13 protein-coding genes and 1 tRNA gene are annotated in these 14,554 nt (G+C 75.4%); 4 read left to right on the top strand and 10 right to left on the bottom strand.

What is annotated here, in order from left to right; all coding sequences use genetic code 11:
- Positions 1 to 123: 123 nt before the first annotated feature.
- From FKM96_RS12430 to FKM96_RS12420, 3 genes are read right to left on the bottom strand one after another with little or no spacing between them, the layout of a single operon-like run.
- On the bottom strand, positions 124 to 1,014 hold the full coding sequence (locus tag FKM96_RS12430) for a carbohydrate ABC transporter permease (protein WP_147795493.1): 891 nt from the start codon (positions 1,012 to 1,014) through the stop codon (positions 124 to 126).
- Entirely contained in the window at positions 1,014 to 2,033 is a 1,020-nt protein-coding gene (locus tag FKM96_RS12425; protein ID WP_147795492.1) for a carbohydrate ABC transporter permease, read from the bottom strand. Before FKM96_RS12425 ends, FKM96_RS12430 begins: the two co-directional genes overlap by 1 nt.
- A gap of 7 nt (positions 2,034 to 2,040) precedes the next feature.
- Positions 2,041 to 3,336 (bottom strand): extracellular solute-binding protein, encoded by a 1,296-nt coding sequence (locus tag FKM96_RS12420; RefSeq protein ID WP_147795491.1) that lies wholly within the window; start codon positions 3,334 to 3,336, stop codon positions 2,041 to 2,043.
- Between the two features lie 223 nt (positions 3,337 to 3,559).
- Between FKM96_RS12420 and FKM96_RS12415 the strand changes: the two genes are divergently transcribed.
- A complete protein-coding gene (locus FKM96_RS12415; protein WP_147795490.1) occupies positions 3,560 to 4,567 on the top strand; it encodes a LacI family DNA-binding transcriptional regulator in 1,008 nt (335 codons plus the stop codon).
- 157 nt (positions 4,568 to 4,724) lie between these two features.
- Here the strand turns inward: FKM96_RS12415 and FKM96_RS12410 are convergent, their stop codons facing one another.
- Complete coding sequence (locus FKM96_RS12410; RefSeq protein ID WP_147795489.1) at positions 4,725 to 5,444, bottom strand: GPP34 family phosphoprotein; 720 nt, start codon at positions 5,442 to 5,444, stop codon at positions 4,725 to 4,727.
- The gene (locus FKM96_RS12405; RefSeq protein ID WP_147795488.1) at positions 5,441 to 6,217 is read right to left on the bottom strand and encodes a MerR family transcriptional regulator; all 777 of its coding nucleotides are present in this window, start codon (positions 6,215 to 6,217) and stop codon (positions 5,441 to 5,443) included. Before FKM96_RS12405 ends, FKM96_RS12410 begins: the two co-directional genes overlap by 4 nt.
- Positions 6,218 to 6,322: 105 nt before the next feature.
- Here FKM96_RS12405 and FKM96_RS12400 point away from each other — a divergent pair, with 105 nt between their 5' ends.
- The gene (locus FKM96_RS12400; RefSeq protein ID WP_147797095.1) at positions 6,323 to 6,925 is read left to right on the top strand and encodes a sugar O-acetyltransferase; all 603 of its coding nucleotides are present in this window, start codon (positions 6,323 to 6,325) and stop codon (positions 6,923 to 6,925) included.
- Between the two features lie 13 nt (positions 6,926 to 6,938).
- Here the strand turns inward: FKM96_RS12400 and FKM96_RS12395 are convergent.
- From FKM96_RS12395 to FKM96_RS12375, 5 genes are all read right to left on the bottom strand, one after another.
- Positions 6,939 to 7,012: transfer RNA gene (locus tag FKM96_RS12395), tRNA-Thr, on the bottom strand.
- Between the two features lie 43 nt (positions 7,013 to 7,055).
- Positions 7,056 to 8,339 (bottom strand): MFS transporter, encoded by a 1,284-nt coding sequence (locus FKM96_RS12390; RefSeq protein WP_147795487.1) that lies wholly within the window; start codon positions 8,337 to 8,339, stop codon positions 7,056 to 7,058.
- A 147-nt stretch (positions 8,340 to 8,486) separates the two neighbouring features.
- Positions 8,487 to 9,350 carry a thioredoxin domain-containing protein gene (locus FKM96_RS12385; RefSeq protein WP_147795486.1) on the bottom strand — a complete coding sequence of 288 codons (864 nt, stop codon included), beginning with the start codon at positions 9,348 to 9,350 and terminating at the stop codon, positions 8,487 to 8,489.
- 38 nt (positions 9,351 to 9,388) lie between these two features.
- Positions 9,389 to 9,940, bottom strand: a complete 552-nt coding sequence (locus FKM96_RS12380) for a hypothetical protein (RefSeq protein ID WP_147795485.1) — start codon at positions 9,938 to 9,940, stop codon at positions 9,389 to 9,391.
- A gap of 94 nt (positions 9,941 to 10,034) precedes the next feature.
- Positions 10,035 to 12,062 (bottom strand): serine/threonine-protein kinase, encoded by a 2,028-nt coding sequence (locus FKM96_RS12375; protein ID WP_147795484.1) that lies wholly within the window; start codon positions 12,060 to 12,062, stop codon positions 10,035 to 10,037.
- A gap of 165 nt (positions 12,063 to 12,227) precedes the next feature.
- Here FKM96_RS12375 and FKM96_RS12370 point away from each other — a divergent pair, with 165 nt between their 5' ends.
- Both FKM96_RS12370 and otsB read left to right on the top strand, forming a co-directional pair.
- Entirely contained in the window at positions 12,228 to 13,661 is a 1,434-nt protein-coding gene (locus FKM96_RS12370) for a trehalose-6-phosphate synthase (protein WP_147795483.1), read from the top strand.
- Between the two features lie 11 nt (positions 13,662 to 13,672).
- Positions 13,673 to 14,545, top strand: coding sequence for a trehalose-phosphatase (otsB, locus tag FKM96_RS12365; protein ID WP_246854959.1), 873 nt, complete (start codon positions 13,673 to 13,675; stop codon positions 14,543 to 14,545).
- Positions 14,546 to 14,554: the final 9 nt, after the last annotated feature.

Raw genomic sequence — 14,554 nt, 5'->3', positions numbered from 1 at the left:
GCGGGCGCCGCAGCCGGGGCGGCGGTGCCGGTGGTGTCGGACACGCGGGGGTGCTCCTGTTCGGGGACGTACGGGTGGCGGGCGGGGCGGCGGGGCGGCGCAGGGGGCGCCCCGCCGCCGGCCTCAGCCCTTGACGGCGCCGGTGAGCCCGCCGACGATCCGCCGCTCGAAGAGCGAGAAGAAGATCAGCGCGGGGATCATCGACAGCGACGTGAACGCCAGCACCCGGGCGGTGTCGACGGAGTACTGCGAGGCGAACGCCTGGACGCCGAGCGGCAGCGTGTACTGCCCCTCGTCGTTCAGGATGAACAGCGGCAGCATGTAGCTGTTCCAGCTCGCGACGAACGCGAGGATGCCGACCGTCACGACGCCCGGGACGGACAGCGGCACGACCATCCGGAAGAAGAACCCGAGCCGGCTGGCGCCGTCGATCGACGCGGCCTCCTCGAGCTCCTTCGGGATGGCCCGCAGGAACGGCACCAGGATGATGATCGTCGTCGGCAGCGCGAACGCGATCTGCGGCAGGATGATGCCGGCCAGGCTGTTCATCAGCCCGAGCTGGCGGATCATGATGTACAGCGGCGTGATCGCGACCGTCATCGGGAACATGAGCCCCGCGGCGAACAGCGAGTACATCGCGCCGCGGCCCCGGAACTCGTACCGGGCGACGACGAAGCTGGCCATGACACCCAGGATGACGACGCCGATCGTGGTCGCGATGCCGCAGATCGCCGAGTTCGCGAACTGCTGCCAGAACAGCGAGCTGGTCAGCACGTCGACGTAGTTGCCGAACTCCCACGTCGTCGGGAAGCCGGACGGGTCGACCGTGATCTGCGAGTTGGTCCGCAGGCCGCCGAGCACGATGTACGCGACGGGGCCGATGCAGATCCCGACGAGCAGCCACGCGACGACGTAGACCAGCGGGTTGACGCGCTCGAGCGAGCGGCCGCGGCGACGGCGGGGCTCGGGGCGCGAGGCGGGCAGCGGCGGCGCCTGGAGCGCGGTGGCGGCCATCACTTCTTCCTCTCGGTGAGCGCGCCCTCGGTGTCCCGGCGGAGCACGAAGCGCTGGTAGGTCAGCGCGATGACCAGCGAGATGAGGAACAGCACGACCGCGACGGCGTTGCCGAAGCCGTAGTTCCCGGCCAGGCGCCCGTTGGACACCATGTAGGTGGCCATCGTCGACGTCCCGGCGGTGGCGGAGACGTACTGCCCCCAGATGATGTAGACGAGGTCGAACAGCTGCAGCGAGCCGATGATCGACAGGAACGCCCAGATCCGGATGGTCGGGCCGAGCAGCGGCAGGGTGATCGCGCGCTGGGCCTGCCAGTAGGACGCGCCGTCGATGGCCGCGGCCTCGTGCAGCTCCTCGGGGATCGACTGCAGGCCCGCGAGGAACAGGATCACCGCGAAGCCGATGTACTTCCAGGTGATGATGAGCATCAGCGACCAGATGGCGATCTTCGGGTCGGACAGCCAGTCGACCGCCCAGCCCCCGAGCCCGATCTTCTCGAGCAGGTCGTTCACGGCGCCCGTGGTCTGGAGCATGAGGCTCCAGCCGGTGCCGACGATGACCTCGGAGATCACGTAGGGCACGAAGATCAGCACCCGGATCAGCGAGCGGCCTCGGATCTTGCGGTTGAGCAGCAGCGCCAGGATCACGGCCGCCGGCCCCTGCAGGACCAGGGACATCACGACGATGAACCCGTTGTGCCGCAGCGCGTCGTGGAACGTCGGGTCCTTGAGGATCGCGACGTAGTTGTCGAGCCCGACGAAGTCGGTGGGCGGGCCGAAGCCCTTCCACTTGAAGAAGCCGTAGTACGCCGCCATCACCACGGGGAAGATGACGAACGCCAGGAAGACCAGGATGGCCGGCCCGGACAGGAGGCCGATCTCGAGCCGCTGACGCCAGCTCCCGCGCCGCCGGCGCGGGCGGGGCGCCGGGGACGGTGCCGCGACGGCACCGCCCCCGGTCGCCGAGCGACCCTCGGGCGACGAGATGACCAGCGGGCCCACGCCCTGCGAGTCGCTCATGGTGCTGCTACTCCTTGGCCGCCGCGGCGTTGACAGCCTCGACGATCTTGTCGGGGCTGCCGCTGCCGGCGAGCATCTCGACCACGCTGGTGTTGAGCGCGTTGCCGATGTTCTGGCCGAACAGCGTGTCGAGCCAGACGGACACGTAGGCCGCGTCGTTGTAGGACGCCAGGACGTCCTGCAGGGCCGGGTCGGTCACGACCGACTGCGCGTCCTTGCTCGCGGGCAGGGTGACGAACGCCTCGGCGTAGCCCTCCTGGTTCTCCTTCTCCGCGATGAAGTTGAGGAAGTCGGCGCACGCGGCCGGCGCGTCCACGAAGCAGGTGAAGCCGTCGACGCCGCCCATCATGGCCGTGGCGTCGCCGTCACCGCCGTCGACCGCCGGGAACGGGAACCAGCCGAGGTCGGCCAGCGGCTGCTGGTCCGGCGTGAGCGAGGCGATGACGCCCGGGTCCCACGCGCCCATGAGCTCCATCGCGGCCTGGTGGTTCGCGATGAGGCCCGCCGACGAGCCGGCGCCCTGCTGCGCGGTCGTGGTCAGGTAGCCGTCGTTGAACGGCTCCGTGCCCGCGAAGTCCTGCAGGTCCTCGCCGGCCTTCGTCCAGCACGCGTCGTCGAAGGACATGTCCTTGGCGGCCTGCGCCATGGTGTCCTGCGAGCACTCGCGCAGGGCGAAGAAGTAGTACCAGTGCGCGGCCGGCCACGCGTCCTTGGCGCCCAGCGCGATCGGCTGGATGCCCGCGGCCTTGAGCTTGTCGACCGCGGCGCTCAGCTCGTCGACGGTCGTCGGGGTCTCGGTGATGCCGGCCTGCTGGAACAGGTCCTTGCTGTAGTAGATGCCGCCGGGGAGCACGGCGGTCGGGACGCCGTACACGCCGCCGTCGACCGTGAACGCCGCCAGGGACGCCTCGCCGAGCGCGTCGCGCGTCTCCTGGGTGAGCGCGTCGCTCAGGTCCATGGCCTGGCCGGCCTCGACGACGTCGGCCAGCTTGCCGCCGCCGCGCGCCATGAAGATGTCCGGCGCGTCGCCCGAGTTCAGCGCCGTCTGGAGCTTGCCGTCCATGTCCTCGTTCTGGATGGACTGGATGTTGATCGTGACGCCCGGGTTGGCCTCCTCGAACGCCGCGACGGTGTCCTCCCAGTAGGCCTTCCCGTCGCCCGTCGTCGAGTTGTGCCAGAACGTCATGGTGACGTCCCCGCCGTCCTCGCCACCGGACCCCGAGTCGCCGCCGCCGCAGGCGGCCAGGGTCATGGCCGCGACGATCGCCGCGGCCGTGACCGCCAGCGTCTTCCGTGCCTTCATGATCTGCCCTCTTCGTTGAGTTGACCGTGGTCCTCCCCGCCGGGGCCGGACCGGTTCGCCGTCGGCGGGTGACCGCCGCGCGTCGTGCTCCTGACGCCGGTCCCCGCGTCTGCGCCGGGGCCGGACCTGCTCGTCATCAGTGACTGCACGAGGGACTCTGGCAGCCGTCGCGACGACGTGTCAACCGTTGTCGATAACGTTTTAGCAACCTAGGATCACGGCCATGGCACAGCGGGTGACGATCACCGACGTCGCCCGCGAGGCCGGTGTCTCGGTGGCGACGGTCTCGAAGGTGGTCAACCAGCGGGACGGCATCGCGGCCGGCACCGCGACGCACGTGCGCGCCGTCGTCGACCGGCTCGGCTACGAGTCGAGCCTCGTCGCGCGCGGGCTCCGCTCGCACCGCACCGGCGTCATCGGGGTGCTGGTCGCGGAGTTCGAGCCGTTCAGCTCGGAGATCCTCAAGGGCGCGGGCGCGGCCCTCCGGGACACCGAGCACGCGCTGCTCGCCTACACCGGCGGCGGCTCCGGCCGGGCCGGCTGGGAGCACCGCTACCTCGCGCGCCTCAGCGGCACCCTCATCGACGGCGCCGTGCTGGTGACCCCAACCGTCCTGCACCCCGGGTCCCCGGTGCCCGTGGTCGCCGTCGACCCGCACGCCGGCCCGGGCGGCCTGCCGACCGTCGACTCCGACAACCTGCACGGCGCCGTCCTCGCCGTCCGGCACCTGCTCGGGCTGGGGCACCGGCGGATCGGGTTCCTCGGCGGGCGCACCGACCTCGAGTCCTCGCGGCTGCGGGAGGCGGGCTACCGCGCGGCGCTCGCCGAGGCGGGCATCGCCGTCGACCCGGCGCTGGTGCACGTGGCCGAGTACCGCCGCGACGCGGCCGACGCGCCGACCGCGGCGATGCTCGCGCTCGACGACCCGCCGACCGCGCTGTTCGCGGCCAACGACCTGTCCGCCATGGGCATCCTGGACGCCGCCGCGCGCCTCGGGGTCCGGGTGCCGACCGACCTGTCCGTGGTGGGGTTCGACGACGTGCCCGAGGCCGCCGCGACGACGCCGCCGCTGACGACCGTGCGGCAGGAGATCCAGGGACTCGGGCGGGCCGCGGTGGCGATGCTGCTGGAGCTGCTCGGGCCAGCCGGGGGCCCGGCTGCGGCGGCGGAGCACCAGCGGCTGCCGACGCAGCTGGTGGTCCGCGGCACGACGGCGGTCCCGCGCCGCTAGGTGGTGCCGGCGCCGCCCGCCCGGCGCCGGCGGCGCACCCGCGCCCGGCACCGCCGGACGTCGAGTGCCTACGCGACACGTCGAGTGCCTATCCGCTGGATAGGCACTCGACGTGTCGGCTACTCACTCGCGGCGGGCGCGGGTGGGGCGGGGTGGGTCAGCGGGCCTGGCCGGCGGCGGTCGCGGTCACGACCATCGTCGCGAGCGCGGCGACCACGGTGCGGCGGACCGCCTCCGCGGCCTCGGCGGTCCCGCGGTCGGCCTCCTGGAGGGCGCGGCCGCGGTCGTGCACCGCGCCGGACCACGGGATCTCGCGGTGCAGCGCGGGCAGGGAGCCGCTCGCGGAGAGCAGCCCCGCGAGCGCGGCGGTGCGGGCGTCGGGCTCGGCGCCGTCGACCAGCGTGGCGCGCACGGCGGCGACCAGCTCCGCGCGGCGGGGCGTCCCGCCGTCCGCGAGCGCCGTCACGGGCAGCAGGCCGAGCACCTTGCGCCGCTCGCGCCGCAGGTGCCCGCGCTCGACGAGCCGGTCGACGGTCGCCGGCCGTAGGACGGGCCCGGTCTCGACGATCAGCTGCTGCACGTCGACGGGCGAGCGGGCGACCCGCTCCCAGGTGGGCCGCAGCAGCGCGTCGGCGGGCGGGGCGTCGCCGCGGGCCGTGACCGGGCGCCCACGCCAGGTCGGCGTCGCCGCGACCTCCACCCGGTCCTGCTCGGCGAGGTCGACGAGCACCGCGCCGGCGAGCACGTGGAACAGCGGCACCCCCTCGCCGTGGAACACGCCGTTGCGCGGGTCGAACAGCAGCAGGAGCAGGTCCTCGGCGAGCGTCGGGGACGCCGGGTCGGTCGGGTCGGACGGGTCGGTCGGGACGGTGCTCATCGGTCCTCCTCGGTGGGCGGCGCGAGGTCCTCCGGCGCGCTCTGCGCCCGGATCTGCTCCGCGCGGGCCAGGGTTCGCAGCTGCGCGGGGTTGTAGAGGTGCGCCATCGCGGGCAGCACGGTGCGGCGGGCCTCCTCGGCGCCGCGCAGGCCGAACGCGCCGGGGTCGCGCACGGAGACGTACCGCTCGCGGGCCTGCGCGATCACCCGGGCGAGCCGGACGGCGAGCGCCTCCACCGTCGCGTCGTCCGCGTCCGGGGGCAGCGCGTCGAACTCGTCGTCGCCGTCGGAGCGGGTCTGCATCATGTCCCGCAGCTCCGCCATGGCCCGCTCGTCGAGCACGCGCGACCAGATGAGCAGCATGGCCCGGTCCGCCTCCGACAGCGGGCCGGCCACCTCGGCGAACCCCTCGGGCACGTCGACGGGGGCGCGGTCGCGCAGGACGACGGCGAGCTCCGCCCGGACCCGCTGCAGCCGCTCGATCGTCGCGGCGAGCTCGGCGTCCAGCACGCGGATGGCGTCGTCGGGCCGCTGGTCCGCGCGGCACAGCGCGGCGATCTGCGCGAGCGGCAGGCCGAGGTCGCTCAGCCGCTTGATCTGCAGCAGGCGCACCAGGTGCGGCACGCGGTACTGCTTGTAGCCGTTGCCGGCGCGCTCGGGCTCCTCGAGCAGCCCCACCTCGTGGTAGTACCGCACGGCCTTCACGGTCGTGCCGGCCAGCTCGGCGAGCTGCCGGGTGCTCCACGCACGGCCGACGGCCTCGGATGCGTCCATCGGGACCAGTGGAAACCGTGCCCCCGGGGCAGGGTCAAGAGGTCCCGGGCGGGCGGCCGCCGCAGGCTGGGAGACTCGTCGCTCACGACGAAGGAGGACCCTGTGGTGGATCTCGACCTGGCGGCCGCGCTCGCGGACGGCCGCACGGAGTACGAGAAGATGGTGGCCGGAGACTGGTACCGCTACCGGTCGGGCCCCGAGCTGGCGGACCTGACGACGAGCACCCAGCGCACCTGCCGCCGGATCACCGCCCTCTACGACGAGGACCGGGCCGCGGCGGAGGCGCTGTTCCGCGACCTGCTGGGCACCGTGGGCGAGGGCGTCGACTTCCGGCCGCCGTTCTACCTGGACTACGGCCACCGCCTGCACCTCGGCGACCGGACCTTCGTGAACGCGGACTTCCTGACCCTGGGCGGCGGGGAGATCCGGGTCGGCGCGGACGTGCTGATCGGCCCGAGCGTGCGGCTCTACACCCCGACGCACGTGCTGGACCCGGAGCTGCGCCCGCAGGGCTGGGAGCGCGTCTCGTCGATCACGATCGAGGACGGGGTGTGGCTGGGCGGCAGCGTCGTGGTGTGCCCGGGCGTCACCATCGGGGCGCGGTCCGTGGTGGGCGCGGGCTCGGTCGTCACGAGGGACGTGCCGCCGGACGTGGTCGTGGCGGGGAACCCGGCGCGGGTCGTGCGGTCGCTGCTGCCCGAGGGCTGAGCGGGCGGTCCGGAGCCCCCTGTCGGATTCGAACCGACGACCTGCTGTTTACAAGACAGCTGCTCTGGCCAGCTGAGCTAAGGAGGCGTCGCGCTCCCGCGGGAGCGCGGCGCCCAGCCTACCGGCCGGGTCAGGGCTGCGGGTCGAGGGCGTCGTACCGCCAGAACCCGCGCTGCGCCCGCACGAGCACCCACAGGATCACGACGCAGGCGAGGCCCCCGACGACGGCCGCCCCGCCCTCGCCGAGCGTGCCCGACAGCCAGCCGAGCAGCAGCTCGCCGAGCCGGGGCCCGCCCGCGACCACCACGACGAACACGCCCTGCAGCCGGCCGCGCATGTCGTCCGGCGTCGCGGTCTGCAGGATCGTCTGCCGGAACACCGCGCTGACGGCGTCGGCCGCGCCGGCGGCGGCGAGGGTGACCACGGCCAGCGCGAGCGCGGCCCACAGCACGTGGTCCGGCCCGGACCGCCCGGCGGCGACGAGCACCGCGCCGAACGCCGCGACGGCGAGGCCCCAGATCGTGATGGCGACGACGATGATCCGCCCCTGCCAGCGCACGCGCGCGAGCCCCCCGGAGAACAGGCCCGCGAGCATGGCGCCCGCGGCGACCGCCGCCGTCAGCACGCCCGCCGTCGTCTCGCCGCCGCCCAGGTAGACCAGGCCGACCGCCGGGAACAGCACGCGCGGCGACGACGTGATCATGGCGACCAGGTCGACCAGGAACGTCATGCGGACGTTCGGCCGGGTGCCCAGGTACCGCAGGCCGTCGAGGACGGACGCGAGCCCGGCCCGGGACCGGCGGGTCTCCGACGGCTCCGGGAGGATCGGCGGGAGCCGCAGCAGCGCGGTGAACGCGAACGTGAACAGCAGCGCGTCGAGCGTGTAGACGATCCCGTAGTCGAGCAGGGCGACCAGCCCGGCGCCGAGCAGCGGGCCGAGCGTGAGCGCGACGTTCCAGCCGACCGTCTGCAGCGCGTTCGCGGCGGGCATCAGCCGGGGCTCGAGCAGGCGCGGGATGATCGCCGACCGCGCGGGGCTGTTCACGGCCCCGGCGCCGGACTGCAGCGCGACCAGCGCGTACAGCACGCCGACGTGGGTGTTGTCCGACCAGCCCTGGATCGCCAGCCCGACGGTGGCGACCCAGCTCACCGCGGACGCGACCAGCGCGACCTTGCGGCGGTCGGCGTGGTCGACGATCGCGCCGCCGTACAGGCCGAACACGACGAGCGGGACCAGCGCGCACAGCCCGACGACGCCGACCGCGAAGGTCGACCGGGTCAGCTCGTACACCTGGAGCCCCACCGCGACGACGGTGAGCTGCGCGCCGAGGTTCGCGACCGAGAGGCCCCACCAGAGCCGGCGGAACTCGGGGCTGACGCGCAGCGGGGTCACGTCCACGAGCAGGGAGGGCACCGCGGGAGTCTACGTGCGGTCTACAGCGATCCGCCCCGGGGCGTCCCGCGGGCCGGGACGCGCGAGGCCCCGGCGCCCGGGTGCGTACCCGGGCCGCCGGGGCCTCGCGCGGTGGCGCACCGTCCGGCGCGCGGGATCAGGCCCGGGTCAGGAGCCGACCGCCTGCAGCAGGGCGTTCGGGTCGGTCCAGTTCTCGGTCCAGATCTCGCCGTCGACGGTGATCGTCGGCGTGCCGAAGCTGCCGTTGGCCTCGTTCACCAGGTCCGGGTTCGCCGTGACGTCGTTGGTCGCGGAGGTCACCCACTGCCCGAACCGGTCGAGCGCGCTGCCGTCGGAGATCTTGTCCGCGACGCTGCCGGACACCCCGGCGTCGCGCGCGATCGAGGCGATCTCCGCGTTGGTCAGGCCGTCGGTGCCCTCGTCGGGCTGGCCCGCGAACAGCTGCTCGTTGAACGCGGCGAACTGGTCGGGCGCCTCGTCGGCGACGAGCGCGGCCGCGGAGGCGGCGCGGGTCGAGTAGCCGGTGCCGTTCGAGTACCGGTTGAGGATCGCGATCGGGTGGTAGACCACGGTGGCGGCGCCGTCGGAGGCGAGCGCGATGAGGTTGTCGCCGTTGGTCTCCTCGAAGGCGCCGCAGGCGGGGCACATGTAGTCGAGGTAGACGTCGACGCGGGTCGCGCTGTCGTCGACCTCCCCGCCGACGCCCGAGGCGCTCACGGGGATGCCGCCCTCGGGCAGCGCCGTGCTCGGCACGTCGGCGACCTCGCTCAGCGGGGTGTCCGGGTAGTCCGGCAGGGCCTCGTCGCTGCTGCCGCCGCCCTGGGTGAGGACCCAGACGAGGACGCCGCCGAGCGCGAGGACCGCGACGGACAGCATGCCGATGCCCAGGAACCTGTTGCGGCGGTCGCGCTTGGCCTGCTGCTCGCGCAGGGCGCGCGCCTGCTCGCGGGCGGCGTCGCGCCGCTCGTTCTTCGACGGCCGGCCCTTGCCGGGGCTCGGGGTGGTGCTCATCTGTCCTGCTCTCCTTCGGTCGGGTCTGCTGCGGGTGCTCAGGCGAGCGCCGCAGGCGGACCCCGGTGCGGGTGCAGGGCGCGGGCCAGGACGGCCGGGCGCGGGTGGTGGGAGGAGCCCGCGGGCGCGGGGCGCGGGGCGCCGGCCGGGCGGGGGCGCACCGCGCGGGGCAGCGCGTGCAGCACGGCACCCAGCACGGCCCGCACGGGGCCGGCGGCGCGGAGCAGCAGGGCGACCAGGCCGAGGCCGAGCGCCCCGAGCGCCGCGTGCAGGGCGACGACGGGCAGGACGAGGCCGAGCGCGAGCACCGCGCCGTGCGACGCGGCGGGCGTCAGCGCGACACCGGTCGGGCAGTCGGCCGCGTCCTGGAGCACCGAGAGCCGGACGCCCAGGACGGCGAGGGGACCGTCGATCGTCACGCACGGGTGCACGACGGTGCGCGCGGCCCCGAGCCAGGCGGCGCCACCGAGCACCGCGAGCGACGCGGCCGCCGTGAGCAGCGGCGCGAGGGCGGCGCGGTGCGCCCGGCGCCGGGACTCGGATCCGGGCGCGACGGGGCCGGGCACGCGCGGGGCGGCGGTCCCGGTCATGCCGGCCAGCGTACGGGGTGCGGCTGGACCGGACCTGGGTCTTCCCGTGACCGGCCTGCGGCGATCCGGGGCAGACACGCCGTCGGCGCGCCGGTCAGGCCCCGACGGGCAGCGCCGGCGCCGCGAACGGCGCCCAGTCCACCAGCGTCCCCGTGGCCGCGAGCGCGACCAGCGCCCCCGCGCCGAGCAGCGCGAGCAGCACGACGACGGTCGCCCCGCCGCGCCGGGGCGCCACCCCGCCGAGCAGCCAGCGCGCCCCGTCCCGCGTGGTCCGGGCGGCGGGTCCCCACCACAGCCCGGCGAGCCCGGCGGCGGCCGCCACCACCAGCAACGTCGCCACCGACTCCGGGGCGGGCGCGTCGCCCACCGCGCGCAGCGGCCCGGCCTCCAGCGCGCCCGAGCCGACGAGCCACCAGCCGACGCCGAGCAGGATGACGACGAGGCTCGCGGCGACCAGCAGCGAGGGCAGCAGGGTCACGACCGCGCGCAGCAGGTGCCACGGGCTCGACGCGACGGCGCGGAGCGCGTCCGACCGCCGGGCCCCGACCCGCTCGCGCCGGCGGCCGACCGCGTCCGCCACCGACCCGACCGTCCGGGCGAGCAGCAGCAGCGGCACCAGCACGAGCAGCGTGGCACCCGGGCGCACCGCGGCGCCGGTCAGCGCCAGCAGCGCGAGGGCGAGCAGGGTTCCGGTGCGCCGCGGCGGCTCCGGGGCGGGCGGCGGTCCGGCGTCCTCGCCGTCGGGCCACGCGCCGGGGTACGGCTCGGGGTGGTCGCCGGACGCGGGTCCGCCGTGCCCGGCCCCGCCGTACCCCTCGCCGTACGGCCGGGTGTCCCAGGCCTGCGTCGGCGACTCGCCCGTGGCCCACCGGTCGTCCTCGCCGGTCGCGTCCCAGGACGGCGGCGCGGCCGAGGGCGGCACGGCCGGGCGCGGCGGCACCGACGGCGGCGCGGGCGCGGCGGCGGGCGCGCCGAACGCCCGCGTGCTCCCGTCCTGCGCCGACGCGCCCCACGTCCCGCCGGGCGCGGGGAGCACGGCCGTCCCGTCCTCCCCGGCCCCGAGCACGGCCGTCCCGTCGCGCCCGAGCACGGCGGTCGCGCCGGTCGCGGCCGCGGCCCCCGCGGGCAGCGGGCCCGTCCCCGCGGGCTGCGCCAGGGTCGGCGTGCCGTCCGACGCCCCCAGCGCGACGGTCGCCGCGGTCGCGGCACCGAGCGCCACGGTCCCGCCCGCGGCCGTACCGCCGCGCAGCGCGCCGCCGCCCCGCGGTCCCGCCGCGAGCGCCGCGGCGGCCGCGTCCGCGTCGTAGGCCTCCCCGCGCCGCGCGGCCTCGGCGAGCGCCGCCACCACCTCGTCGGGCTCGGCCCGGTCGGCGGGGTCGGCGGCCAGCGCGTCCCACAGCGCCCCGGCGGTCACCGGCCCCAGGCCCGCCAGGTCCGCGTCGCCGCTGCGCGTCCGGACCAGCACCGCCTCCAGCGGCCGGGTGCCGAACGGCGCGCGGCCGGTCGCGGCGTACGCCAGCAGCGCCGCCCAGCCCCACCAGTCCGTGGCGGGTGTCGGCTCCGCCCCGTCCACGAGCTCGGGCGCGAGGTAGCCGGGGGTGCCGACCACGAACCCGGTCGAGGTCACCCGGGTCTCGTCGACCGACTGGGCGATGCCGAAGTCGATGAGCACCGGCCCGTCGGCGGTGACGAGCACGTTGCTGGGCTTGAGGTCGCGGTGCACCACGCCGGCCGCGTGCACCGCGCCGAGCGCGTCCCGCAGGCCGTCGGCCAGCCGGTGCAGGGCGGCGGCGTCCAGCGGCCCGCGCTGCCGCACGTGCTCGGCGAGGTCGGCGCCCGGGACCAGCTCGGTGACGAGGAACGCCTCGGTCGAGTCGGCCTCCGCGTCCAGGACGGCCGCGACCCCCGGGTGCCGGAGCCGCTGCAGGGCGAGCACCTCGCGGCGCAGCCGCTCGCGCGAGGACGGGTCGGCGCCGATGTGCGGGTGCAGCAGCTTGAGCGCCACGGGGGTGCCACCGCCGTCGACCGCCCGGTACACCGTGCCCATGCCGCCGGAGCCGAGCGGCGCGAGGATGGTGTACCCGCCGATCTCGGCGCCCGGCGACAGCCCGATGCGCTCCATGCGGGCACGGTAGCCGCCGCTCGCGCGGGGGTCGTGGTGCCGCGCGGCGGGACCCGTGAAGGTACCCGGACGCCGGGCCGCGACGACCAGGGGGCCTGCCCGGTCCCCGGGCGGTCGGTGCTCGGTCACGTTAAGGTCGAGCCGACACCAAGGAGATGGACTTCAGTGGATTCTGCTGGTTATGACCTGGTCGTCGTCGCGAACCGCCTCCCGGTCGACGTGACCGTGGGCGAGGACGGCGCGCCGAGCTGGACCCGCTCCCCGGGCGGCCTCGTGACCGCCCTCGAGCCCGTCGTGCAGAAGTCCGACGGCGCGTGGGTCGGCTGGGGCGGCTCGGCCGACCTCGAGCTCGAGCCGTTCGACGCCGACGACATGCGGCTCGTCCCCGTGAAGCTGACCGAGGACGACCTCCGCTTCTACTACGAGGGCTTCTCCAACGACACGCTGTGGCCGCTCTACCACGACGTGATCCAGCCCCCGACGTTCCACCGGCAGTGGTGGGACGCCTACCAGCGGGTCAACCGCCGGTTCGCGGACGCGGCGGCGGCGCAGGCCGCGCCCGGCGCGACGGTGTGGGTGCACGACTACCAGCTGCAGCTGGTCCCGAAGTTCCTGCGCGAGCTGCGCCCGGACGTCCGGATCGGCTACTTCCACCACATCCCGTTCCCCCCGCTGGAGATCTTCGCCCAGCTGCCGTGGCGGCTCCAGGTCGTCGAGGGCCTGCTCGGCGCGGACCTCATCGGGTTCCAGCGCGGCGGCGACGCGGCCAACTTCGTCCGGGTGGTCCGCCGGCTCACCGACCGCACCACGCGCGGGCAGATGATCACGCTGACCGACGCCGACGGCCGGGTCGAGCGGCACGTGCGCGCCGCGGCGTTCCCCATCTCCATCGACTCCAAGGCGTTCGACCGGCTCGCCCGCACCCCCGAGGTGCAGCAGCGAGCGAAGGAGATCCGCGCCGAGCTCGGCGACCCGGAGGTGCTGCTGCTCGGCGTCGACCGGCTCGACTACACCAAGGGCATCCGGCACCGGATCAAGGCGTTCGAGGAGCTGCTCGAGGACGGCCGGATGACCGTGCCGGAGTCGACGCTGGTGCAGGTCGCCTCGCCCAGCCGGGAGAACGTCGGCGCCTACCAGCAGCTCCGCGAGGAGGTGGAGGCGCAGGTCGGCCGGATCAACGGCGAGCACGGCGAGCTCGGCCACGCGGCCGTGCACTACATGCACCACTCCTACCCCATGGAGGAGATGGCGGCCCTGTACCTGGCGGCCGACGTCATGCTGGTCACCGCGCTGCGCGACGGCATGAACCTGGTCGCGAAGGAGTACATCGCCGCGCGGTCCGACGACCGGGGCGCCCTGGTGCTCAGCGAGTTCACCGGCGCGGCCGACGAGCTCGGCGGCGCGGCCATCCTGGTCAACCCGCACGACATCGCCGGCCTGAAGAACGCGATCCAGCACGCCGCGAACATCGACCCGCGCGAGGCCCGCAAGCGGATGCGCCGCCTGCGCCGCCGGGTGCTGGAGAACGACGTCGCGCACTGGTCGGAGTCGTTCCTGTCGGTGCTGACCGCCGTCCCGGTGCGCGAGCGCCACGTCTGAGGAGCCCCGCAGTGCCCGCAGCACCCACCCCGCCCGCCGAGCCCGCCGGCACCGACGACCTCCGCGCCGCGCTCCGCGCGCTCGTGGCCGACCCCGCCCGCCGCCCGCTGCTGATCGCGCTCGACTTCGACGGCACGCTCGCGCCGCTGCAGGACGACCCCGAGGCGTCGCGGCTGCTGCCGGAGGCCGTGGCCGCGCTGCGCGAGCTCGCGGGGCACCCGGACGCGGTGCGCCTCGCGCTGGTCTCCGGCCGCCCCGCCGCCGACCTGCACCGGCTGGCCGAGGTCCCGGCCGGCACGGTGCTGATCGGCAGCCACGGCGCCGAGCGCGCCCGGGTCGGCGAGCACGGTCTGGACCGCGACGTCCTCACGCTGACCGACGACCAGTCCGACCGGCTGACCCGGCTCGGCGGGGAGATGCAGGCGGTCGCGCGCGGCAGGGACGGGGTCTGGGTCGAGACGAAGCCCGCCGCGGTGGTGGTGCACACCCGCATGGCGGACCCGGGCACCGGCGACGCCGCGGAGCGGGAGGCGCTCGGCGTCGGCCAGCGTCTCGGGTCCGTGACCCTGCACGGCAAGAAGGTCGTCGAGGTGTCCGTGCTGGACGCCGACAAGGGTGCCGCGCTGGTGGCGCTCCGGGACGAGCTCCGGGCCGGGTCCGTGCTGTCCGCCGGCGACGACGTCACCGACGAGCACGCCTTCGAGGCGCTCGGTCCCGACGACCTCACCGTCAAGGTCGGCGACGGCCCGACCGCCGCCCGGTACCGCGTGCCGGACCCCGAGGCGCTGTCCGCGCTGCTGGCGGGGCTGGCCGCGGACCTCGCGCCCGGGGCCGCCGGCGCCGGCGGGGCCGATCCCGCGCGCGGAGCGCCCCCCGGGGCGTAGGTTCCGGTC

Origin of the sequence: Cellulomonas sp. Y8, assembly GCF_008033115.1 — a bacterium.
Classification (GTDB): domain Bacteria; phylum Actinomycetota; class Actinomycetes; order Actinomycetales; family Cellulomonadaceae; genus Cellulomonas.
The sequence above is the reverse complement of the archived record's forward strand: the minus strand, read 5'-3'. Positions and strand labels throughout refer to the sequence as shown.

What these genes read in the sequence shown, in the direction of transcription:
- FKM96_RS12425 (WP_147795492.1), bottom strand. Translation starts at nt 2,033, where the DNA reads ATGAGCGACTCGCAGGGCGTGGGCCCGCTGGTCATCTCGTCGCCCGAG.
- FKM96_RS12410 (WP_147795489.1), bottom strand. Translation starts at nt 5,444, where the DNA reads ATGAGCACCGTCCCGACCGACCCGTCCGACCCGACCGACCCGGCGTCC.
- FKM96_RS12415 (WP_147795490.1), top strand. Translation starts at nt 3,560, where the DNA reads ATGGCACAGCGGGTGACGATCACCGACGTCGCCCGCGAGGCCGGTGTC.
- FKM96_RS12430 (WP_147795493.1), bottom strand. Translation starts at nt 1,014, where the DNA reads ATGGCCGCCACCGCGCTCCAGGCGCCGCCGCTGCCCGCCTCGCGCCCC.
- FKM96_RS12385 (WP_147795486.1), bottom strand. Translation starts at nt 9,350, where the DNA reads ATGAGCACCACCCCGAGCCCCGGCAAGGGCCGGCCGTCGAAGAACGAG.
- FKM96_RS12375 (WP_147795484.1), bottom strand. Translation starts at nt 12,062, where the DNA reads ATGGAGCGCATCGGGCTGTCGCCGGGCGCCGAGATCGGCGGGTACACC.
- FKM96_RS12420 (WP_147795491.1), bottom strand. Translation starts at nt 3,336, where the DNA reads ATGAAGGCACGGAAGACGCTGGCGGTCACGGCCGCGGCGATCGTCGCG.
- FKM96_RS12405 (WP_147795488.1), bottom strand. Translation starts at nt 6,217, where the DNA reads ATGGACGCATCCGAGGCCGTCGGCCGTGCGTGGAGCACCCGGCAGCTC.
- FKM96_RS12380 (WP_147795485.1), bottom strand. Translation starts at nt 9,940, where the DNA reads ATGACCGGGACCGCCGCCCCGCGCGTGCCCGGCCCCGTCGCGCCCGGA.